19 protein-coding genes and 1 pseudogene are annotated in these 22103 nt (G+C 42.0%); 7 read left to right on the top strand and 13 right to left on the bottom strand.

Features of this window, described 5'->3' with window-relative positions; translation table 11 throughout:
- The first annotated feature begins 243 nt into the window (after positions 1-243).
- Complete coding sequence (locus KI659_RS17385) at positions 244-1188, top strand: transglutaminase-like domain-containing protein (RefSeq protein ID WP_213946655.1); 945 nt, start codon at positions 244-246, stop codon at positions 1186-1188.
- Positions 1189-1251: 63 nt separating this feature from the next.
- Positions 1252-1695: a CHY zinc finger protein gene (locus tag KI659_RS17380; RefSeq protein WP_213946654.1), complete on the top strand. Its 444-nt coding sequence runs from the start codon at positions 1252-1254 to the stop codon at positions 1693-1695.
- A gap of 753 nt (positions 1696-2448) precedes the next feature.
- Here KI659_RS17380 and KI659_RS17375 read toward each other — a convergent pair.
- Together KI659_RS17375 and KI659_RS17370 are read right to left on the bottom strand one after the other, a co-directional pair.
- A complete protein-coding gene (locus tag KI659_RS17375; RefSeq protein ID WP_213946653.1) occupies positions 2449-2841 on the bottom strand; it encodes a GxxExxY protein in 393 nt (130 codons plus the stop codon).
- 249 nt (positions 2842-3090) lie between these two features.
- Positions 3091-3411, bottom strand: a pseudogene (locus tag KI659_RS17370) (energy transducer TonB); the annotation flags it as partial.
- Between the two features lie 1424 nt (positions 3412-4835).
- Here KI659_RS17370 and KI659_RS17365 point away from each other — a divergent pair.
- A complete protein-coding gene (locus tag KI659_RS17365; RefSeq protein ID WP_213946651.1) occupies positions 4836-6701 on the top strand; it encodes a PLP-dependent aminotransferase family protein in 1866 nt (621 codons plus the stop codon).
- Between the two features lie 621 nt (positions 6702-7322).
- Positions 7323-8858, top strand: coding sequence for an alpha,alpha-trehalase TreF (gene treF, locus KI659_RS17360; protein WP_246535462.1), 1536 nt, complete (start codon positions 7323-7325; stop codon positions 8856-8858).
- A gap of 106 nt (positions 8859-8964) precedes the next feature.
- Here the strand turns inward: treF and KI659_RS17355 are convergent, their stop codons facing one another.
- The 6 genes from KI659_RS17355 to KI659_RS17335 all read right to left on the bottom strand — a co-directional run bounded on the left by KI659_RS17355 (position 8965) and on the right by KI659_RS17335 (position 12160).
- Positions 8965-9312, bottom strand: coding sequence for a hypothetical protein (locus tag KI659_RS17355; RefSeq protein WP_213946650.1), 348 nt, complete (start codon positions 9310-9312; stop codon positions 8965-8967).
- A 119-nt stretch (positions 9313-9431) separates the two neighbouring features.
- On the bottom strand, positions 9432-10502 hold the full coding sequence (locus KI659_RS17350; protein WP_213946649.1) for a 6-bladed beta-propeller: 1071 nt from the start codon (positions 10500-10502) through the stop codon (positions 9432-9434).
- A 72-nt stretch (positions 10503-10574) separates the two neighbouring features.
- Positions 10575-10763 (bottom strand): hypothetical protein, encoded by a 189-nt coding sequence (locus KI659_RS17345; RefSeq protein WP_317195988.1) that lies wholly within the window; start codon positions 10761-10763, stop codon positions 10575-10577.
- Complete coding sequence (locus tag KI659_RS18745) at positions 10691-11461, bottom strand: hypothetical protein (RefSeq protein ID WP_317195989.1); 771 nt, start codon at positions 11459-11461, stop codon at positions 10691-10693. Before KI659_RS18745 ends, KI659_RS17345 begins: the two co-directional genes overlap by 73 nt.
- Positions 11461-11676 carry a hypothetical protein gene (locus KI659_RS17340; protein WP_213946648.1) on the bottom strand — a complete coding sequence of 72 codons (216 nt, stop codon included), beginning with the start codon at positions 11674-11676 and terminating at the stop codon, positions 11461-11463. Before KI659_RS17340 ends, KI659_RS18745 begins: the two co-directional genes overlap by 1 nt.
- Positions 11677-11758: 82 nt before the next feature.
- Positions 11759-12160: a helix-turn-helix domain-containing protein gene (locus KI659_RS17335; RefSeq protein ID WP_213946647.1), complete on the bottom strand. Its 402-nt coding sequence runs from the start codon at positions 12158-12160 to the stop codon at positions 11759-11761.
- Between the two features lie 209 nt (positions 12161-12369).
- Here KI659_RS17335 and KI659_RS17330 point away from each other — a divergent pair, with 209 nt between their 5' ends.
- Positions 12370-12639, top strand: a complete 270-nt coding sequence (locus KI659_RS17330; protein ID WP_213946646.1) for a hypothetical protein — start codon at positions 12370-12372, stop codon at positions 12637-12639.
- A gap of 332 nt (positions 12640-12971) precedes the next feature.
- On the opposite strand, the gene KI659_RS17325 is transcribed toward KI659_RS17330, so the two are convergent.
- From KI659_RS17325 to KI659_RS17310, 4 genes are all read right to left on the bottom strand, one after another.
- Complete coding sequence (locus KI659_RS17325) at positions 12972-13901, bottom strand: hypothetical protein (protein ID WP_213946645.1); 930 nt, start codon at positions 13899-13901, stop codon at positions 12972-12974.
- A 510-nt stretch (positions 13902-14411) separates the two neighbouring features.
- Positions 14412-15830: a serine hydrolase gene (locus tag KI659_RS17320; RefSeq protein ID WP_213946644.1), complete on the bottom strand. Its 1419-nt coding sequence runs from the start codon at positions 15828-15830 to the stop codon at positions 14412-14414.
- A 68-nt stretch (positions 15831-15898) separates the two neighbouring features.
- The gene (locus KI659_RS17315; protein WP_213946643.1) at positions 15899-16567 is read right to left on the bottom strand and encodes an alpha/beta hydrolase; all 669 of its coding nucleotides are present in this window, start codon (positions 16565-16567) and stop codon (positions 15899-15901) included.
- Positions 16568-17062: 495 nt separating this feature from the next.
- Positions 17063-18205: a hypothetical protein gene (locus KI659_RS17310; protein WP_213946642.1), complete on the bottom strand. Its 1143-nt coding sequence runs from the start codon at positions 18203-18205 to the stop codon at positions 17063-17065.
- A gap of 388 nt (positions 18206-18593) precedes the next feature.
- On the opposite strand from KI659_RS17310, the gene KI659_RS17305 reads away from it, so the two are divergent.
- Positions 18594-18764 carry a hypothetical protein gene (locus KI659_RS17305; RefSeq protein ID WP_213946641.1) on the top strand — a complete coding sequence of 57 codons (171 nt, stop codon included), beginning with the start codon at positions 18594-18596 and terminating at the stop codon, positions 18762-18764.
- 331 nt (positions 18765-19095) lie between these two features.
- Positions 19096-19941: a hypothetical protein gene (locus KI659_RS17300; protein ID WP_213946640.1), complete on the top strand. Its 846-nt coding sequence runs from the start codon at positions 19096-19098 to the stop codon at positions 19939-19941.
- 776 nt (positions 19942-20717) lie between these two features.
- Here KI659_RS17300 and mnmE read toward each other — a convergent pair.
- A complete protein-coding gene (mnmE, locus tag KI659_RS17295; RefSeq protein ID WP_213946639.1) occupies positions 20718-22100 on the bottom strand; it encodes a tRNA uridine-5-carboxymethylaminomethyl(34) synthesis GTPase MnmE in 1383 nt (460 codons plus the stop codon).
- Positions 22101-22103 lie beyond the last annotated feature (3 nt).

The following is a 22103-nucleotide window of genomic DNA, read 5'->3' as shown; positions in this document are numbered from 1 at the left end:
TCAACTTTTTGACCTATATTCACCATTCAAGGCACACACAGGGTGTTTATAAAATAGCTGCTTGACTATAAAGGCTCAACAATTTATCAATAGTGAAATTTAGAACAAAAGTGAAGCTGAAGTAACACGGAATACCGCTACTTCATAAACACACTCAACGTTAAATGTAATCTATCCCCCCCATTGCAAATCCCCTAATTCCTTAATATCTTCCCATCATTATTTTTCACCTAATTTTTGCCTATGGCTTTCAATGAGGATTCTAGAGTTAAAATACCGGCTGGGCTGGACTTGGTGAGGTTGGGGTATATTTACATTTTGCTTAAGGGGCTAAAGTTTAAATCTTTGCAAAGTTTTGCCATATTTATTGGACTTACATTATTAACATTTGTTCAAGGCTGCAAATCCGATGTCAGCGAGTTAAAATTCGGCTCACTTTCCACTAACCAAGACTTGCACTTTTGGTATGAAGGAGATCAGGATAATGAATACCTTGATTTACTTAGATCCAAATATCCCATTGATAGCCTGGTAAGAACCTCAACAACAGATACGGAGCGGGCGCAAAGGGTAATGAATTGGGTGCATAATCAATGGAGGCACGATGGGAACAATGAACCGAGGCAAGGGGATGCGGTTTCCATTCTTGAGGAAGTCAAGGAGGGTAAGAATTTCAGGTGTGTGGAATATGCTGTTGTGGCTTCTGCTTGCCTGAATGCTGTAGGACTCAAAACACGGACATTGGGCTTGAAAACCAAAGAGGTTGAAACCAAAAAATCCGGAGCCGGGCATGTGGTGTCGGAGGTGTTTTTGAATGATTTGGACAAGTGGGTGTTCATTGATCCGCAATGGGATGTCATGCCTGTATTGAATAATAGACCCCTGAATGCCGTAGAATTTCAGCAAGCTATAACCAATGATTTTGACCGACTTGAAATTCATTCTTCCAATGCTTCAAAGTCCAAATATGTAAACTGGATAGCACCATACCTTTTCTATTTTGACATTCCATTTGACAATAGGGAAGGGGTTAATTCTCAAAGAGAAACCGTACATGGAAAATCCAAGTTGATGTTGGTTCCCCATGGAGCTAAAGAGCCTACTGTTTTCCAAAGACGCTACAAAATCAACAATGTAATTTACACGAATTCGATCCATGATTTTTATGCCTCTCCTTACCAAAACTGAAGAGCAGTCTCCCTCGGTGCTTAAAATTCCGTACTTTTGCTTTCAAATTACCCTAAGTCCGGCATGAATAAAACCCTTTTCACTCTTCTTTTCCTGTTCCTTTTTTCCATAGGCAATACCTTCGCCCAAGAAAGCGAACCCCAAGTATTCAACCTGGTCAAGATCGGGGAGGTGAATGTTTACGGCAAATCCGTCGACAACCAAACCCGCTGTGTGCACTGGCATTCTCAGCTCGATATCATTGCCATCAAGTTCAAATGCTGCGACAAGTACTATCCCTGTTTCTCCTGCCACGAGGAGGAGGCCGACCATGAGCATGAGGTGTGGCCGAAGGATGAGTTTGATGAAAAGGCGATCCTGTGTGGGGGATGCGGGCATGAGCTGAGTATAAGGGAGTATATGGATTCGGAGAATACGTGTCCGAAGTGCGAGGCGAGTTTTAACCCGGGGTGTAGTAATCATTATCATTTGTACTTTGATGTAGCCACAAAGGCGGGAAGGCGCTAAGTTTTTAGGGAAGAAGGTTTTGGGCCACTAAGGCGCGGAGGCGCTAAGTTTTTAGGGAAGAAGGTTTTGGGCCACTACGGCGCGGAGGCGCTAAGTTTTTAGGGAAGAAGGTTTTGGGCCACTACGGCGCGGAGGCGCTAAGTTTTTAGGGAAGAAGGTTTTGGGCCACTACGGCGCGGAGGCGCTAAGTTTTTAGGGAAGAAGGTTTTGGGCCACTACGGCGCGGAGGCGCTAAGTTTTTAGGGAAGAAGGTTTTGGGCCACTACGGCGCGGAGGCGCTAAGTTTTTAGGGAAGAAGGTTTTTGGCCACTAACGCTCGGAAGCGCTAAGTTTTTAGGGGAGAAGGTTTTGGGCCACTAAGGCGCAAGGGCGCTAAGTTTTTAGGGAAGAAGGTTTTTGGCCACTAAGGCGCGGAGGCGCTAAGTTTTTAGGGAAGTAGGTTTTTGGCCACTAACGCTCGGAAGCGCTAAGTTTTTAGGGAAGTAGGTTTTTGGCCACTAACGCTCGGAAGCGCTAAGTTTTTAGGGAAGTAGGTTTTTGGCCACTAACGCTCGGAAGCGCTAAGTTTTTAGGGAAGTAGGTTTTTGGCCACTAACGCTCGGAAGCGCTAAGTTTTTAGGGGAGAAGGTGTTGGGCCACTAAGGCGCGGAGGCGCTAAGTTTTTAGGGAAGGAGGTTTTGGGCCACGAAGGCGCGAAGACCCAAAGTTTTTTTTTCTCTTTGTGCCTTAGGGTCTTAGTGGCCAGTAAAAAAATCACCTCTTAAATCTTCTGATACCATTTTTGATTAGGGGAACTTTGAAATTTATGAGGTAGCCCAGGTTAAGGTTTGTAAGTTTTAGGTGACTGATGATCTGGGCTTCCCAGACGGGATTTATGGCGTCTACAGCTTTCAATTCCACAATAACTGAATCTTCGACCAGCAAATCCAATCTTAAGCCCTCGTCGAAACTAATCCCATCATATACAATGGGGATTGTCACCTGCCTTTTTACATTAAATCCGACTTTATTCAATTCATGGGCTAGGCAAACTTCATAAACCCTTTCTAAAAGTCCAGGGCCAAGTTTTACGTGAATATTGTAAGCAGCGTTTACAATCGCTTTTCCAATTTTTTCCTCTTTTTCGGTTAAATCCAAAAATTCCATACCAAGATTTTAAAAAATAAATAAAAAAATAACTTGCTAACAGGGAGGTAATTTAGTAAAAAAAATATTGTGATAGATAAATGCGGAAAGTTTTTTATTGCCACTAAGGCGCGAAGGCACTAAGTTTTTATTCTTTGCCACTAAGGCGGGAAGACGCTAAGGATTTCTTTTTGCGCCTTCGGGTCTTTGTGGCTAAAAGGTACTAAAATCCATTTCCTTTGCGCCTTCGGGCCTTTGTGGCAGGTTTTTTTAAGCTTCCGGCAATTGAAACTTGATGGGAACGCGCATCCGTACGTTTACGGTTTGGTCTCGTTGTTTGCCGGGCTCCCAGTCGGGGGCGTTTTTGACGACTCTCATGGCTTCCTCATCGCAGCCTCCGCCTATTCCTCTGAGGATTTCCACTCCCTGTATGGAGCCATCCACTTCCACTACAAAGGATAAATAAACTGTTCCCTCTATTCCATCCTGCTTTGCCTTGTCGGGGTAGATCAGGTTTTGGCTGAGGTAGGCGATCCATGCCTCATATCCTCCGTTAGGTACGGGTGGGGTTTCCACCAAATCAAATACTTCCCCCGAGGAGGCGCGCAGGGCCAGTTCACCACTCACATCCTCTTCAAGGATCAGTTCATGGTCCTCATCAGGCGCACAGGAGAAGACCAACATAAGGGTTGCAACCAAGGCTATCCCAAATAAACAGCTACGTTTGGCCAAGGCATTCTTTTCAGTTGTAAGCATCATCATGATTTGTTTTTTGGTTAGTGATTATTTTAAAAAGGTACTTAATTGTCTGTAATCGAGTATTTAAAGCCCCGAATGGATTCTTGAGCAATTCTTAACTAAAGATATAAAAATATTTTTACTTTTACTACTTAAAGTTTAGGTTTTATNTTTTCAGTTGTAAGCATCATCATGATTTGTTTTTTGGTTAGTGATTATTTTAAAAAGGTACTTAATTGTCTGTAATCGAGTATTTAAAGCCCCGAATGGATTCTTGAGCAATTCTTAACTAAAGATATAAAAATATTTTTACTTTTACTACTTAAAGTTTAGGTTTTATTGAGAAGGATTTGAAGGGTTTAGCCACAAAGGCGCGGAGGCCCTAAGGTTTAAGGGGAGAAGAGGTTTTTTTGGCCACAAAGGCGCGGAGGCGCTAAGTTTTTTAGGGGAGAAGAGGTTTTTTTGGCCACAAAGGCGCGGAGGCGCTAAGGTTTAAGGGGAGAAGAGGTTTTTTGGCCACAAAGGCGCGGGGGCGCTAAGGTTTTAAGGGGAGAAGAGGTTTTTTGGCCACCAAGGCGCGGAGGCGCTAAGGTTTAAGGGGAGAAGAGTTTTTTTGGCCACAAAGGCGCGGCGGCGCTAAGGTTTAAGGGGAGAAGAGTTTTTTTGGCCACAAAGGCGCGGCGGCGCTAAGGTTTAAGGGGAGAAGAGTTTTTTTGGCCACAAAGGCGCGGCGGCGCTAAGGTTTAAGGGGAGAAGAGTTTTTTTGGCCACAAAGGCGCGGCGGCGCTAAGGTTTAAGGGGAGAAGAGGTGTTTTGGCCACCAAGGCGCGGAGGCGCTAAGGGTTAAGGGGAGAAGAGGTTTTTTGGCCACCAAGGCGCGGAGGTGCTAAGTTTTTAGGGAAGAAGGTTTTGGGCCACTAAGACGCAAGGGCGCTAAGTTTTTTAGGGAAGAAGGTTTTTGGCCACTAAAGCACGGAGGCACTAAGTTTTTTAGGGAAGAGGGTTTTAGCCATGGAGGCGCGGAGGTGCTAAGTATTTTTAGGGAATAAAGTTTTAGCCACGAAGGTGAGTAGTTTCTAAGTTATTATCTTTGTTTTTGGAATATCCATAATGTTGCCAGGGCACTTAGAAAAATATAAATGAGGGGTTGTAGGTCCCAAGTTAGCAGGTTAGCACCTTAGGTGCTGAAAAATATAAAGTGGTGCCTTTGCCTTAAATCCTACTTAGAGACTTGGCGCCTTCGTGGCCTATTTATTAGAATTCTTTAATTTATTAAAATGAATAAAAAAGTACTAAACTATATTGAGAATGTGCTGGCCAATATGCCGCAGGACTGGTTGAGCCTGACTACGCATAGGTTGGATATCTATAATGAGGGGCTGGCGAAGACGGAGTTTTTGGAGGGTTTTGAGGAACTTTTCCATCACGACAACGCCAATAAATCAGCGCTCAGCGAATTGCCTACCGCCTTTGATTATATCCGACTCGGGCATCCGCTGTCCTGCATAATGGAGTGGGGGATTGGGCAGGTGAACGGGTTGAAGGCGGATAATGTCATCAGCTTTTCCTCCAGGACGGTGCCTGTTTTGGCCATCCTAAGGAAAAACCTTATGCTCGGCAGAGACACCCAAATCTATTATACCGGAGCGCTGCCCGATTTTTTTGATGCGGATGCCATCAGACAGGTTTATGGTTATACCTTTGACTTGAACCCGGTTCAAAGCCTTATGGATGTACCTTCCACTGAGGAAACAACTGTTTTTATCGCCAATGGTGACAATGGACTTTTGAGTGAGCATGCGGGGATGGTAAAGATGCCTGAAACGGTTGATTTTTACATCAGCGACCAAGGAAAGCTTGGAAGTCTGCTGTTAGTAAACGGTGAGAAAAATGAAAGCTACATTTCGGAAATCCAGCATGTGAGAAGGAGGGAGACCATCTCCATGACGCCAGTGAACTCTCTGATTGCCCTGCAGCAGTTGATCGGCAAGCCTGTTTCCCAAGATCCGGGAAGGAATGTTGATGCCCAGAAAACAGCCATTCAAAATTTGGTCAACGAAATTACCGCCACGGATGCTAAGCCGCTTTTCGGTTCGAGTGGCCTTTCCATGCAGTATGCCATCATGATGGGGTTGGTGCATGATGCGCTGGTGAACCAGTCCGGAAAAGGGATCAGGTTTATCGTGCCGCCAAACTGTTACGGGGGGACCAATGACCAGGCCAGGAGAGTAGAAGCCTGCATTGATAACGTCAAGGTGCTGGATCTGCCTGTGGATGGGGACAACAACATGGTGCAGAGCATAGACCGTGTGCTTGCCCAGGTGGCAAGCGATGATGCCGTGCCTTATATCATTGCCGAGATCCCGACCAATCCAAGGGTAGAGGTTCCCGATCTGGACAAGCTCCGTGCAGCCCTGAGCCAGAAACGAAAAACAGCTAGTGGCGAGACTGCCATTGATCCAGTGTTTATCCTGGATCAGACCTTCTGTCCAAATGTACAGTTCCTGAGTGAAGATGGGATTTTTTCAGAGATCAGGGCCATTTCCTATGTGAGCGGATCCAAATTTCCGAGTGGTGGCAAGGTTACGGCCGGATATTGTGTAGCCAACCGGAAAGCCGAGGCACTGCTAGAAAAAATCGAAAAGCATTTGATTCTTTGTGACAACGAGGCTACCGCACTTCAGGTGGAGTTGCTGGCCGAGCAGCTCCCATCCATGAACCAAAGGATAGCGGATGCTTATAAGAATACCAGGGAATATGTGAATTTTATCCGGGAGGTGTTGCCCCAGGCGAAGATAAATTTTGTTTCTGAGAAATTGGCGGAAGAAGGGTTTACACCATCCGTATTTTCCCTTGACCTGCCGACTATGGGCAGCACCCATGAGGAAAGGGAAATTTATAAGCGGGCGCTCAACCTGAAGCTGATCAGCAGGATGATAGGGGAAATCCCAAACGAGGGCAAGTATTGTGTGAGTTACGGGCAACTGAAAGGCTGCTATTGGACCATTCCGGCCACTTCCACCCAGGGGACGACCAAGGAAGGGGACAAGGATTACATCGTGAGGGTGGCTTTATCGGGTAATATGGACTTGGAGCTGCATAAGCGGGTGTTTATGGATTTTGTGAGGGAGGAGGTTAGATAACTACAGAGGACCAGAGGTTTAAAGTTCACCGCGAAGGTCGCTGAGGGGCGCGAAGGAGGAGTAGGAGGTAAGTGGTGAGAAGTAAAAAGTTGACTAAAAAATAACCACAGAGGACCAGAGGTTTAAAGTTCACCGCGAAGGTCGCTGAGGGGCGCGAAGGATGAGTAGGAGGTAAGTGGTGAGAAGTAAAAAGTTGACAAAAAAATAACCACAGAGGACCAGAGGACCAGAGATTAGAATTTCACCGCGAAGGTCGCTGAGGGGCGCGAAGGTTGAGTAAGAGGTAAGTGGTTGAAAATAAGTAGCCACAAAGGCGCCAGGGCGCAAAGATTTTATTGAAGAAAATAACCACAGAGGACCAGAGGTTTAAAGTTCACCGCGAAGGTCGCTGAGGGGCGCGAAGGTTGAGTAAGAGGTAAGTGGTTGAAAATAAGTAGCCACAAAGGCGCCAGGGCGCAAAGATTTTATGGAAGAAAATAACCACAGAGGACCAGAGGTTTAAAGTTCACCGCGAAGGTCGCTGAGGGGGCGAAGGATGGGTAAGTTAGGGACGCGTATACCCAAATTTGGTAGGGAAAGATGGGTTTTAAAACCATGGGGGAGGTTTTGGGTTATAATCTAATGAATTCTACCAAAGACCCTCAAGTTTATAGTACTGTGCCGGCCATATTGCCCCCAGACCAGTTGTTTGGACCTTTGTTTCATGATGTCCAGATGAATGAAGTTTTTGACGATTCCATCACTTTTGCAGACTGCTTTCCCAAGCGGGCCCCGGAGGAAATCCTGAGTCTGTACGAAATGGAGAAGCATAAGAAGGACTTCAGCCTGCGGGATTTTGTGGAAGAGTATTTCGATATTCCCGCCAAGGTGGAGACGGATTATGATAGTGACCAACAGCTTCCAGTAACCAAACATATTGAAAAACTGTGGCCGCTCCTGACTCGGGAATCCCAAACGAATTGCTCCATGTTGCCCCTGCCCATGCCCTATGTGGTGCCGGGTGGGAGGTTTAGGGGCTTGTATTACTGGGACAGTTATTTTACCATGCTGGGGTTGCAGTGCAGCGGGGAGCATGAACTGATCCGTCATATGGTCGAAAATTTTGCCCACCTGATTGATGCTTATGGGCATATTCCCAATGCCAACCGGAGTTATTACATGTCCCGTTCACAGCCCCCGTTTTTTGCCAAGATGGTGCGGCTATTATCAGAGATTGACGGGGATGACATTTTGACCAAGTACCTGCCCCACATGCAAAAAGAGTACAACTACTGGATGGATGGGTATTTTCGACTTTCGGAACGGGAGACCGATTTTCGAAGGGTGATGCATATGCCGGACGGGAGTGTTCTGAACCGGTATTTTGACGACTTGCCTGCGCCGCGTCCGGAATCCTATGTGGAAGATGTGAATATGGCCCACAGCTGCGCCCCTTATGGCATCAAACCTGGTGAACTTTACCGGCATATCCGGGCAGCCTGTGAATCGGGTTGGGATTTCAGCTGCCGGTGGTTCAGGGAGGAAACAAAAATGGAGACCATTCACACCACTGAGATAATTCCCGTGGATCTCAACTGTCTGCTATACGACCTGGAGTTGACGCTATGTGATGCTTATGAGCACTACAAATATCCCGAGACTGCCGTATATTTTAGGGAAAAGGCCAATAAGCGGAAAAAGGGAATAATGGAAAACCTGTGGAGTGAGTCTAAAAAGTTCTTTATGGATTTTGATACCACTTCGAGCAAGTCTACCAAAATCATGTCCTTGGCCGGGGTGTTTCCGCTTTTCTTCAAAATGGCCACCGAGGAGCAGGCGGGGCATGTTCACCAGCATATCAAGGAAAGCTTTTTGAAAAAGGGTGGGGTAGTGGCAACCCTGCATGAAAGCGGTCAGCAGTGGGATTCGCCAAATGGCTGGGCCCCCATGCAGTATATGACCTATGTGGCCTTGAGGAATTATGGGTTTGATGAAACCGCCGAGGAACTGAGAAGCCGATGGATTGCTATTAATGAGCAGGTCTTCAAGGAGACGGGCAAGATGATGGAGAAGTACAATGTGGTCGATCCCGAAGAATCCGCCGGTGGGGGAGAGTATCCCAACCAGGATGGCTTTGGGTGGACGAATGGGATTTATTTGTGGTTTAAGAATCAGTAATTATTAGCCACTAAGGCGCAAAGACGCTAAGGAGATTTAACCTGCCAGGTTTTTTTTGGAATTTTGAATTGAATCTGGCAGGTTTTAAAGGGCGGAATTGTGCTGGTTAGAAAAAGTCGTCATCATCGTCAAACAGGCCTCCTAGTCTATCCAGGTTGAGTTTTACGGGCATGACATGGAAGACTATGCATGGTCCATAAACGTCATTGGGGCCAACATCACCCCATTCAATTCTCTTGACTTTTACCGATTCCAAAATAAACCCTTGTATATCATCCAACACAGCTGCTACATGATCTGGTACAAAGGGCCTGATGTTCACATAATCGCCTTTTGCCGGCAGTTGAACCTGTTTCCAAGTCATTGGAAACTCTTCCATCAAATGAGTCTGATAGTCTTCGGGAATTTGTTTAAATACGGATTCCCCAAACGTTAATCTGAAAAAAATATCCATAGGTTAAAAGTTTATGGAAATGAAAATATGGAAAAAATAGGGAATTACCAAATATGAGGGTATAGGACTTATATTCCGCCGAAGTGCCATTGATTTTTCCATAAAATTTATTTTTTCAATTAATTATGGGAAGATGTTAGGCGATATAACAAAATCAATGGATTTTTCTCCTCAGTTCCCGACTCATTCCTTAGTATAGAGTAAAATACATCCCCATCCAATGGTTTTGGAATAATTTCTTCGGTCAAATCCCTATTAAATAGTTGTCTTAAATGAATTATGGGATGTTGATTTTCTAAGTCAATTATTACGTGATAGGAGCGATTATCATATCCAACACGCAAATACACAAAGCTATTGTACATAACAACATGGTTTATGCCCAGTTGATGTGAATTGTCAAATCCAGTGAATTGAAGTGTATATTCTGGAACCAGTTGATCACCCTCCTTTTTAAAGATCGTATCAGTAGCATTATGCGACGATATATCTCCTCGAATAATTGGCTTGTAAAACAAGTCTACATTATTTACCCGACTTAAAATCCTTGGGATTGGATGGATAATTGTATAATTTGAATTATAACCGTAAAGTGGCTTTTCCCATTGTTTGACTTCAAGCGTTTTGGGTTCAATTAGGCTTACCAGCACCTGTCGGGGTTTCTCTTTATTGCCATTAATCGTCTCCTGAATTACCGAAAGGGAGTCATCGTTTTCGTAAAAGGAAATCGGGTGCCCTTGCAATTTTTGACTTGAGAAGCTAAGGTCTCCCTCAAGGTCATAGGAAATCACTATCCTTTTCTGCCAATCTGCCACAAGCACGATATTTTCCTTCAAATGAATGGCATAGGGCATAATATATTCATCAGGACCTTCTCCCATCTTCCCGATTTTCCGGAGAAGATTACCTTGGTTGTCAAATTTTAAAAGCCCTTGTTTTCTGTCTAGCAAGAGGAAAAAGTTCTGCGCGAAGACCATATCCTGGATTGCCGAAATAGGGGGATTTTCTGTAGCCTCAAGGTTTATAGTGTCAAGAATTTCAATTTGTAATTCCGGTGAATCGCTAAGCAAAAAGTCTCTTTGGATCTCTATGGTCTTTTTAGACACTTGGACATCCGAAATGTCTTTATCTCCACAATTCTGCAACAAAAAAACTAGAAAAATGAATAGGGAAAGCTTGATGTTCCTCATTTTCAATATTTTAAAACATGTAAGATGAATTTACCTAGCTCACTGGCTACAACTCAATTAGGCATGAATAGCTTAGGCTGCAAACAAATCTACTTTGGACTGGTAAACCTCCTCTTTTAGAATTGGGTTCTTTAGTGATTTACTTGAGACAAGATCTACTTTTCTATTAAGAATTTTTTGAAGTTGATCTAATAAAGAGAAGTAATTGTCCGCATGGTCCAAAACATCAATATCATCAGAAAACTCAACAAGAAAATCGATATCGCTGCCATCATGTAAAGTATTTTTTTTTGAGGAGGGGTGAGGGGATAGCTTACTTGGTAACAATATTGGGAGGCTTCGTAAAGTAGCTCCATTGAGCGGTAATAACGTGAAATGATTTTATCTTCAGGCACATCATGTCCTTTTTGCGGAACCCGTACTTGTTTTACACGGTGGACATTGATTGTGGGGTCTTCGGTAGAAACAAAATATAAATAGACTTTATAGCCCTGCTCTTTTGCCTGTTTGATAATTTCTACTTTTCCAGGATGGGAAAATACCGTCTCGAAGGAAAGTTTTTTTCTTTCTTTTAATAGCTTTTTTCTACAGTAATCAGCGATTATTTGAGCAATTCTTTCATAAGGTGAATCATCTACTTGTCCTGCTACTTTTTTAAGAATAGAAATTTTATTCTTAGAGAGTTTAATACAACTGCTGAATCGCGAATAAGGGAAATTAGCATTGATTAATCCTGACCCCTGTACTATATCTTGAAACTCTTTTCTATTCAACTCTATTTCAAGCGAAGATAAATTAACACCATTAGAAAATAGTTGTTGTGCAATGTCATCGGCATTTACATAGATGCCAAAGTCAAGCTTTCTTCCAGCATGGACTTCTGTACTTCTTATAGCCTTGATTATTGAAGTTTTGCCAGATCCATTTGGTCCGGCAAATACCCTCATTCTTTTTTCCATTAATCCAACACCACTTTTAGATGTTCGGATCCATGGCTAATTTGCTTTAATTTTACTATTGTCCCGTCTTGATATTTTTTGACCACCCAGCCATCATGGGCAATTACTACATACCCGTTGATCTCCATGGCTTTTTTGGCACCTTCTTTAAATGCCTTGGCGGATTTTCTCTGTACCAATCTGCTACTTATATATTTTAAATCTTTTTTGCTCATATTCTTTCCCCTTATTTGGGCCTTTATGTTTTTTAACGTGGTAAACTATAGTCCTGTTCCCAAAATTTTAATCATAATTGATTCATTTGTCGGCTTGACCACTTTTCACCATCCTTTCCAACAACTCTACCTTCTCCTTCTCCGCAAGTAATAGTCGCTCGTAAAGTTCAACAATTTTGTCCACCGGGTTAAAAGTACATCCATAATTTAGAGAAGAGGCATTATCATGATAAGTGTTTCCCATGATGTTAAAAACAGCCTCTTCCGAAAAAGCCTTTATCGCCTCCTTTTTCACCCCCAGCACCTTTGCGACTTGCTCGAGGCGGTCCTCTTCGATGTCGGCGGATTGTTCGAGTTTGGAGACGGCTTGCTGGCTTATGCCGAGTTCGGCGGCCAATGTGTCCTGCTTCATACCGCGGAGCTCGCGGATGCGGGAGATTTTTCTGCCTATGTGCATGGTCGGGATCGGGGCGGTGTTTTCCATAACTAAAGTTAGATCAAAATTTGGTAAATCGGAAAAAGGAGGCAAAAAAAGGACACAGAGTTTAAAAGAGTCTGGGAAAAGAGTTTCACAGAGATTCTTTATATCAGTAAAATACAACTTGGTATTTGTAACCCACAACCTTCATGGTTTTATACCCCACCTTTGTCTTTCGAAATTAGTGTCATTCATAACCGCAAAAACTATAATATATGACACAAGTAAAAGCACTTATTTTATCCAATATACATAACTCCACTATTGCATTTAATGGAGATGTGGTGCATAATCAAGGGGTTGATTATGACGAATTGTTGGCTCTTTTGCTCGCTTATGCGAGCCACAGCCGTGAACTATACCATTTGGTAAATGCGGAATGGGATGATGAGGAGGCCCAAGTTAAGGAATTGAGCCGGTTGCTGGAAGAAGGAAGGAATTTGGAGGGGAGAGTGCGGGAAATCGGGGGACTCCCTCACCCCTAAATCCCCTCTCCCTGAGGGAGAGGGGACTTTTTAATCAGGGTGCTTTGGGAGTCAGAGACTCCTGACTCATGGTGCGCAAGTCGGAGACTTGGCACAACGGTTTGGTGCCATTTGAAAAGTACAACGGATTCTTGGATTTTAGCCAAACACTAACGAACCTATGGGACACCTATGGAACACCCATGGGACATCCCTTACACATCTATGGATTGTACATGGGGGAATGTTGCCGAACACTTGGGAGAGGGTAGGGAGTACCATTGGGGACTGGGTTTCTTTTAGCAGAGTTAAAGCGCTGCTTCATTAATTTTTACAATTTGTCGTCTAATCGACTACTTGATAGTTTCAATTTGTTCAACTAACCAAACCAATAAATCATCATTATCGACAATGCTCCAAGAATGGGGATGTTTAGTATTATATGGTTTTCTATACCCCTTGTCTATAGTTACTATTAATTCTGCGCGGTGATTTCCAAGCCTGTTAAGTTCGTTAATCATGGCTGAACAGTCTGGTCCATTGATATTGGTAAAGTCAAAGTTTCTTTCCTTTAGCCACCAATCCACGTCCGGTTCAGTGTAAATTCTTAATGGTATATTTCCAAACCGTTTTACAGCTGTCTGATTGAGGTCTGTAAATGAATAAGGCGAGATTTCGTAGAAATTTGATAGAGCAGTCTTGGGTGTGCCACCAAATTCCTTCTCAATTCTTTCAACCATATATACATTCTCTTGACTGGGTTCTTTGTCAACAGAAAGTCTTATATCTCTTTTACTGGAATTATAAAACCGCTCAAAATCCAAAGGTGGATCTACAGCAAATACTGCAGAGGGTTTAACCGAGGCATTTTGTGAATATTTGATAGCGCAGCTTCCACCGATAGAAAACCCTCCAATATAAAAGGGTAGGTCTGTTACCATGTGTTTGTTTCTCACATCTTGGATAATCCTATTTAAAGACTCTTGACTTTGATTATCGATACCAAATGAAAGCACCCCGTCGTGTAGGCTAGGAATGATTGTTAACAAGCCATTTTCCGCAGCTTTTATAGGCAGATCAGTTTGTTCCAAAGTCCGTTCAGCAGATTGCCCAAATCCAGGAACAATAAAAATCAATCCAGAATAGGGTTTATTTTCAGGATAAATAACTGTGTAATGATTTTGCGTAGAGTCCATTTGGTCTAGGAATACGATTTCCATTTTCTGACCAAAAATGTTGGTAAAAGCAAAACAAATTAGTAGGGTTAATTTGAATCTAAGCATAGTGGCGCATATTAGATATACAGGGTTGTGCTATAATGATACTAAACATTTCTCACATAATACCTACCGGTTAGTGGATATGTTGAATCTTAAGTATTGCAAGAGTATACATCATGTCAATCACCAAGACTTACAATTCTTCTTTAAATTCTCTAAATCAGAAGTCGCAGACCTCTGACTCATTAAATCAAACACTAATGAACCTATGGGTCACCTATGTGACTTCCATGGGACAGCCCTTAGAAACCTATGGATTATACATGGGTTATTACCGCCATAAATATGGGAGAGGGTAGGGGTTGCAAGACTTAAAAGAACGGTTTCTCATGAGCTAATGTGCAAGGGCTAAACTACGACAGGTAATCAATAAGGCCTTCCTAAAAGTAAAAGAGATTGGAATTTTTAAATCCAACCTAATCCATCTTATCGACCAAGTCAATGAGTTTGAATTGGATGAGCTTTATAAGAAGGTGGGGAGTGAATTAGTAACGCAAAACTCAATTTCAACATTCATCCAGTATTACGGTTATACATTTTTTTGCAAAGATTTATTTTGTTTTTTAATGATTCATTTTCTGGATTAAGCTCCAGTGCCTTTTCATAAAATATTATTGCTTTTTTATAATATTTCAACTTTTGCAGGTTTTGACCTTTAATGTCGTATACTTCCCAATCCTTTGGTAATTCTTTAACCATAATATCACTTAGCTGATTACTAATTAAATAATTTGATTTTCCAAAATGGAACCGCTCTAACCAATAAATATCTATTATATTGTTAGGATAGTTTTCGTTTTTCAGAATATTAAATTGATTGACAAGATTATCCGTATTTCCAGCATCTATATCACCTGCTAGTTCATATGCGATTGTACGTTCAGGGTGACTTAATTTGAAAGTTGGATACAGAATATTGATTCCAATATCATCAACCATATTCACTGAGTTAGAAAGTACGACTACTCCAAATTCTGTAGTTTTATTGTAGCCCACAAATGATATAAAACCACCTGTGCCGCCATTATGTGTTATAATATTGGTTGTGCTATCAGGCATAAGAACAAACCATCCATCTTTATAAAAAAGTTTATCCTTTCCAAGATTAGAAACTCTTGTTTGAATGGGGTTTTGTAATGAGTCTGAAAGAAATAAAGGGTTATTTTGCCTTTGAAAATTTAAATAGCTCAAAAGATCTTTGGTGTTACTTACCAATCCACCTGAATATCTGCTTGGACCTGTAAAATTCCAATTACTATTTGATGTTCTAATATTGGTAGGCATTGCTATCTTTTGATTTCCTTGAGTTGGTAAGGAAAGAAACGTATTATCTATCCCTATTTCTTGTAAAAGACCTCCCATTAAATTTTCATAAGATTTTCCTGAAACTATTTCAATAACTCGACCTAGTATTCCATAGCCAAAGTTAGAATAGCTCCAATTGTTGGAAGTATCGGGATCCAAATCTCGCAATTCTTCTTGTAAAATAATGTTGGAGTACCCATTGAAAGGATCTGACCAGTTTTTAGGAGAAAATTGATTGGATAATCGAGGAATGCCAGCAATATGATTTTGCAACTTATATGGTGTGATACTGTCTAATTTTGGATTCTCAACTCCAACGAAAAATGTTGACAAAGGCTTATTTAAGGAGTCTTTTAAATAGGTGTTAGCAAGCTCGGCTGTGAAGGTTTTTGTAACAGAGCCAATTTCATAAAGGGTCAAACTATCAGGATGCTTTCTGCTATCATCATAATAGCCATACCCATAATACTTTGTAGTTCCATCTGGCAACAGAATGCCAATAGAAAAGCTTGGATTTATTTCAAGTTTAACTCTTCTCTTGATTTCACTATCTAGTTCTTCAGATATTAATTGTCCAAAAATGCTAGTGGAAATAAGAGTTAGCAAAAAACAGTAAATATATTTCATCGCTTTTTTTTTTTTAATTACGAAACATGTTTGATATTGTTTTTAAATTTCACCTATTTTTGAGTTAATTAAGGGTGTAGTGATTTCATTCCATCAATAAAACTATACATAAATAAAAAATTATGAGTCTCATCAAAATATTCTTTTGAAGTAAATCTTATATTAGAATAATAAGATAAAGAGTCAATGAACTTTTTTATTTGGTTGTAATCAAATGAAGGGTCATTTTGATAAGTGATAAAAATATGATCTTCTTTATCCTTATTTAAATTATCAGTTAAATGAGAAATGACTTCCCCGTTGCTATACCATATACTTGGATCATAAATTTGAAAAGCACTAAATGGATTTTCCAAGGGGAGTATATAACTTCCAAAGTATCCTCCATATGAATGCCCAATTAATATATTATAACCGTTGGTTGAATATTTCTCGTCTACATCAATTACTAGCTCATTTTTCAAATAGCGTAAAAAATGTATACCCCCTCCAGCACTTTTATCAGTGTATTGGGATGAATCCGAGATAGAACCATCAAACTCAATTTTAGTCTTGGTAAAAGTCAAGTCAATACCTCTTTTATACTCCCAGTCTTCATGAGGTATGCCAACGATAATATGATAGGGTATTCTTTTATTTCCTTCCATATCATAAGCAATTGCTCGAATCAAATCTAATCTCCACTCCGCATCCAGTACATAAATAACAGGATAAGACTTTTCACTATCATAGAACATAGGTAAGCTTACTCAATACTCTCTATCCTCATTTAAATGCTTGGAAGTAAAAATGGGTTTTTGGATTGGAAATAAGCAAGTGTCAATTTGTGCATAAAGATCGGGTGTTGAAAAAAATATAAAAAAGAAAAGCCCTAATAATTTATTATAATTTGTCATTTTTGTATTTTTAATTATAAGCTAGTATATATCGGAATTCAGCTTGCATCGGGCTATCTTTGGAGCCGTTTGATTTCAGCCGTAAATTAATTTTCTAAATATAGATAATTTATACAATAAACCAGAAATCCTGACTTGCGAGGCCCGGTTGAGCTGGGTGCAAAAATGAAGTAAATTAAAGCAAGTAATCTTTGAATAAAGCCACCGATCTACTTAAGATTCAATAATACTCATTATAAAAGCCCAAACAGTTATAAACTACTACTCCTTGTGTAGTGTTAAACTAAACAAAGAAGTGTTAAGTAGAAATACATTTTTGGTATATAGAATATAAATTTAACTAAGAGGTTTATTCATAATATTTTTCATTACCATTTTTCCTATTTCTTCGAAAGCCATTTCAAAAACCTCTTCCATGGTTTCTTTTAAAGTCTTTTCATCAGAAAAGTAAAGCGCCATAACTGCATCCCTTCCTTTTAATTCAAATGCTTGCTGAATTAAGACTGCGCCAGTGACATACAGGATATTGCTGTCAAATTCATTTCTTATTTCCTGGTTTAAAATTTTCTCGAAGGTAACATCGTCAAATTTTTCCAAATCCCTTTTTACCTCAACTAATCCCTCCTCCAATGTTTGGCCATGGATGGGGCCCCCCAACCATGTTGCAATCCCTTCAACAACTATTCTGGGAGCATATCCAACCTCTCGAAGTGGAAGCAATATATGAACAAATTCGTGAGGATAATTGGTGTTACTGTGAGCGGAATAAACCTCTCTTAAATAAATGTTTGAGAGGCCTGTAATCCTAAAGAGCCAATAGTCAAAGTTATATAGCTTTCCAAGTTCATTTGTGTTGGAGGTTATATAGTAAGTGAAAGGCTCTATATCTAAGCTGAGCAAATCTGCTGTTTTTTTACAAAATTCAACTGCCTCCAATGCTTCCTCAGGATTAAATTCAATATTTGGCTCAACAACATATGAGATGAATTCCTGCTCATACCTTGCCCAGTCCTTAGTTATATAATGTATGGAATTTTCAAGTTTGAACCTTCCTATTTCATTTCGTCGGGCATGATGGGTAGTGATGCCAATCACCTCTTTCTTTGGTTCTTCAAATGAAAAAAGGGTTTTAATCTGATAAAGGTTGTGGTCTAGGCTATCAATCTGGAGCACAAATGGATTAGAATGTTTGAAAAAGGTTGTATCTTCCATTCCCATGTAGAGGAAATACGCGGCCTTATCCAACTTGGAATCTTTTCCTTTTAAGTATGTGGAATATTCTTCCGGATTCCAATTTGGATTTTCATAAGCCCTGGAAGGGTTAGAGTTTAAGTATGATTCAAATAAATTATATACTTCCTTAATCTCTGTCTTGGTAGTGTCAACTCTAGCTGATAAGGTAGGTTTTATTTTCTGCCCAAAAGATTGATTTGAAACTAATAGGAGCAAGGTGACTAATATGCTAATTATTTTATTCATCGTTCAAAACAGGAAATGAAGTGATTATTGGGCTTCAAGAAAAGTGTTTTCCCCCTCACACATATGAGATCAGTTGTGCCATAATATTACTAAACATTTCTCACATAATACCTACCGGTTAGTGGATATGTTGAATCTTAAGCATTGCAAGAATATAAATCTAGATTAGGGGTCAGCAAGGCATATAACTTTTCTTCTAAATTTCCCTCTCTAAAGCTGAAAGTCCTGGGGAGTCGGAGACTCCTGACTCATGGTGCGCAAGTCGGAGAATTGGCACAACGGAAAAAATAGGTCACAAAGGGCACAAAGTTTAAAAGAAGTCGCACAAAGGCTTCTTCGCGGAATGTAAAGGGACATAACTTGTCCCGACGCTTTTTGCGGATAGCGTGTGTACAAGTCGGAGACTTGGGGCAACGGCGGCTTGGCACAGCTTAGAGTTGTGGTACTAGAAAAATACAATGGATTCTTGGATTTTAGCCAAACACTGACGAACCTATGGGAGACCTTTGGGACATCCATGGGACACGCATGGATTGTAGATGGATTATTGCTGCTGTAAACCTGGGAGAGGGGTGGGAGTCAGACACTCCAGACTCACGGCGCACAAGTCAGAGACTTGGCACAACAGAGACTTGGCACATCGGAACAACCGGGCATTCGCGCAACTGTAGTTGCATGAAAAGAGCCCAAATCACCGTCCGAATATTACCTGTTTTTTCCTAAGATTCCGAAGATTCCATATATTCCATGGTCATTTGGTAGGTAAATTAAACCGTTGTTAATTAGGGGGTTGAATAGCTATGCTGCGGGTTTACCATGCGTTAAACACGCGATAAACACGGGATAAAGGCCGTTCGATTTTATAACAGTATCCACTAAAAACCCACTTAATGATGGCTAGAGTAAAAAGTATAATATCCTTTGAGGGCAGTCTATTTGATACGACCTTTTACCAAATGAACGGGAAAAGCTATGCACGGCAAAAAAAGCAATCCAATAAAAAGGATTTCCTGAGTAAGGACAGCTATAAAGGCAGTAGACGGTCCTGTTCGGAATTTGGAAGTGCAAGTTCCTTCGGCGGGGCCTTCAGAAGAGTGCTATACCCGATGATCAGCACGATCAATACAGGCTATTTTTCTTCCAGGCTCACGGCTCTTTTTAGGAAAGTGCTGAAGGGAGACATGAAAAGTGATTTGGGCGAGCGGAAAGTTTTGGAAGGAGACCTTACCTTACTGAAAGGGTTGGAAGTATCTACTATAGACAAAGTTTCCTTACTATTGATAGGGCAGGTAAAAGCTACAATTGATCCGGCTTTACACCAGGTTTTATTTGATTTTTCTGCAGTAAAAAGATTAAACCGAAAAGCCTTTCCTGCTGGGGCCACCCATTATAGGATTGTACCTGGTGTGGTAATGGTGGGTGAAAACCCCAAGAAATCAGGGAAGCTTATAAATCCAGAGTTTACCGAAAATAAATTTAAGGAAATCGGCAACCCTGAAAGGGAGATAAACCGTATAATTCCTTTCAGGCAAAATTACTCTAATATGCTGTGCTGCCCTGTTTTAGGGATTTACTTTTACCAGCAGATTAACGGGGAGTTTTACGAACTGAAAACCGGTGCCGCTTTACAAGTGGTGGCTTCCGAAAGACTTTTAAGGCCAGATCTTCCCAGCGATGTTGGCCGGAACTGGAAGGACTGGATAAAGGGCTTAGCCTCTGGGATCCTGAAAGGCTAACCGCCCCTCGGTCCTCCCCCGTATCAGTTACGGATCACTTACGGATCACTTACGCATCACTTACGGATCAGTTACGGATATTTCCGAAAATTGACTATGAAATCGGCCGTAGGAGCTTGGAAAGCTTGATATTGGTTGATTTCCGATGGGGCCTTCCGTAGATTTTCTTGGAATAGTTATATAAAAGAGGATTGGTTAGCCACAAAGGCTCAAAGGCGCGAAGAAAGGATTGCCATTAAGGTGCGAAGAAAGGATTGCCACTAAGTCGCGGAGGCGCCAAGAAAGGATTGCCACTAAGTCGAGGAGATCAATGGTCACGGAGTTGCACAGAGTATTGCACAGCCTGTCCCGAGCAGTGGAGCGAATCGGGAGAGTTTTACAAAGTTCAATTGAAATGGGGCTCTATCTTCAAGCTTGCTCGGTGGCCGAGCGAAGCCGAGAGGGATGATGGGATTAACCTCAGAGAGCCACAAAGGCTCAAAGGCGCGAAGAAAGGATTGCCACTTAGTCGCGGAGGCGGGAAGAAAATGGCCACAAAGGCCACTTCGCGGAGATTGATGGTCACGGAGTAGCACAGAGTATTGCACAGCCTGTCCCGAGCAGTGGAGCGAATCGGGAGAGTTTCACAAAGTTCAATTGAAATGGGGCTAAGGGGAAGGAAACGGGTACGGATTTCTACCTGTCGTGGGCGAAGCAATCTGGAACGGTAGTAGGGTCAAGATTTTTCAGTCGTCATTCTTTTAACTTCTTATTGACGGGGCGTTTCTTTTAACTCATTACTTTCCGATGCAGAACTTACTAAATATATTCGCCAGCAAATCATCGGTCGTAATCTCTCCGGTAATCTCACCGAGGTAATGCAGCGACCTTCTGATGTCCATGGCGAGGAAGTCGTTGGTGATTTGGATGTCCAGGCCGTTTAATACATCCAACAGGGACTGCCGGGTTTTGACTAGGGAGTCGTAGTGGCGGATGTTGGTCACGATGGTGTTGCCGGTCCTGAACTTGTCGAGGTTGACCAGTTCGAGGATACGGTTGCGGAGGTCATCGAGGTTTTCTTTTTGACCTGCAGAGATGAAAAGGCTGTCTGGATGCTTTTCTTTTAAGTCGTTGATTAATTGTGGGTTGGCTTTGTCTATCTTGTTTCCTACTTTAAGAAAAGGTACGCCGAGATTCTCCAATTTGTTGACGTCACGGTTGATTTCGACCATGTCGGTGTCGGTGAGGTCAAAAAGATAGAGGATCAGGCTGGCGGTTTTCATTTTTTCCTGGGTTCTGCTTACCCCGATGGCTTCGATTGTGTCGGTGGTTTCCCGCAATCCGGCCGTATCGATAAACCTGAAGATCACCCCTCCGATATTGATTTCATCTTCGATAAAATCCCGGGTGGTGCCCGCAATTTCGGAGACTATGGCTTTTTCCTCATTGAGCAATGCGTTCAAAAGGGTGGATTTTCCGGCATTTGGCTTGCCCGCAATGACTGTGGGAACACCGTTTTTGATGACATTTCCTAGGTCAAAACTGGCGATCAACTGCTCGATTACGCGCAGCAATTTCTCTATCAAAACCCTCAAATCGTCCCTGCTGGCAAATTCCACGTCCTCTTCCACGAAGTCGAGCTCAAGCTCGATCATGGAGGCGAAGTGTATCAATTGGTTTCTCAACTGTTGTATTTCCCCACTGAAACCGCCTCTCATTTGATTAAGTGCAGCTTGGTGGGATGCTTCGGAGTCGGAGTGGATCAGGTCGGCCACGGCCTCTGCCTGGGCAAGGTCAAACTGCCCGTTTAGGAAAGCCCGCTGGGTGAATTCTCCGGGCTTGGCAGGCCGGGCACCTTTGCGGATAAAAAGCTTGATGACTTGGTTGATGATATAGGATGACCCATGCGTGGAAATCTCCACCACGTTTTCTTTAGTGAAACTTTTAGGAGCAATGAAGAGTGAAACCAAAACCTCATCTATGATTTTTTCCCCATCCCTAATGGTTCCAAAATGTATGGTATGGGATTCCTGCTTTTCCAGGTTTTTTCCCTTAAAAACACTGTTGCATAAGGAGATGGCCTCTGGCCCGGAAAGCCGGATTACGGCAATGGCACCTACACCCTGGGGGGTGGCAAGGGCAATTATGGTGTCATTCTTTTCGCTTAAATTAAAGCTCATGCT

The sequence above is a fragment of the Litoribacter ruber genome (assembly GCF_018449405.1).
Taxonomy (GTDB): domain Bacteria; phylum Bacteroidota; class Bacteroidia; order Cytophagales; family Cyclobacteriaceae; genus Litoribacter; species Litoribacter ruber.
The sequence above is the reverse complement of the archived record's forward strand: the minus strand, read 5'-3'. Positions and strand labels throughout refer to the sequence as shown.

Bases quoted from the DNA above. Each gene is read 5' to 3' on its own strand.
- KI659_RS17385 (WP_213946655.1), top strand. From the start codon at position 244: ATGGCTTTCAATGAGGATTCTAGAGTTAAAATACCGGCTGGGCTGGAC.
- KI659_RS17380 (WP_213946654.1), top strand. From the start codon at position 1,252: ATGAATAAAACCCTTTTCACTCTTCTTTTCCTGTTCCTTTTTTCCATA.
- KI659_RS17375 (WP_213946653.1), bottom strand. From the start codon at position 2,841: ATGGAATTTTTGGATTTAACCGAAAAAGAGGAAAAAATTGGAAAAGCG.
- KI659_RS17365 (WP_213946651.1), top strand. From the start codon at position 4,836: ATGAATAAAAAAGTACTAAACTATATTGAGAATGTGCTGGCCAATATG.
- treF (WP_246535462.1), top strand. From the start codon at position 7,323: ATGAATTCTACCAAAGACCCTCAAGTTTATAGTACTGTGCCGGCCATA.
- KI659_RS17355 (WP_213946650.1), bottom strand. From the start codon at position 9,312: ATGGATATTTTTTTCAGATTAACGTTTGGGGAATCCGTATTTAAACAA.
- KI659_RS17350 (WP_213946649.1), bottom strand. From the start codon at position 10,502: ATGAGGAACATCAAGCTTTCCCTATTCATTTTTCTAGTTTTTTTGTTG.
- KI659_RS18745 (WP_317195989.1), bottom strand. From the start codon at position 11,461: ATGGAAAAAAGAATGAGGGTATTTGCCGGACCAAATGGATCTGGCAAA.
- KI659_RS17340 (WP_213946648.1), bottom strand. From the start codon at position 11,676: ATGAGCAAAAAAGATTTAAAATATATAAGTAGCAGATTGGTACAGAGA.
- KI659_RS17335 (WP_213946647.1), bottom strand. From the start codon at position 12,160: ATGGAAAACACCGCCCCGATCCCGACCATGCACATAGGCAGAAAAATC.
- KI659_RS17330 (WP_213946646.1), top strand. From the start codon at position 12,370: ATGACACAAGTAAAAGCACTTATTTTATCCAATATACATAACTCCACT.
- KI659_RS17325 (WP_213946645.1), bottom strand. From the start codon at position 13,901: ATGCTTAGATTCAAATTAACCCTACTAATTTGTTTTGCTTTTACCAAC.
- KI659_RS17320 (WP_213946644.1), bottom strand. From the start codon at position 15,830: ATGAAATATATTTACTGTTTTTTGCTAACTCTTATTTCCACTAGCATT.
- KI659_RS17315 (WP_213946643.1), bottom strand. From the start codon at position 16,567: ATGTTCTATGATAGTGAAAAGTCTTATCCTGTTATTTATGTACTGGAT.
- KI659_RS17310 (WP_213946642.1), bottom strand. From the start codon at position 18,205: ATGAATAAAATAATTAGCATATTAGTCACCTTGCTCCTATTAGTTTCA.
- KI659_RS17300 (WP_213946640.1), top strand. From the start codon at position 19,096: ATGATGGCTAGAGTAAAAAGTATAATATCCTTTGAGGGCAGTCTATTT.
- mnmE (WP_213946639.1), bottom strand. From the start codon at position 22,100: ATGAGCTTTAATTTAAGCGAAAAGAATGACACCATAATTGCCCTTGCC.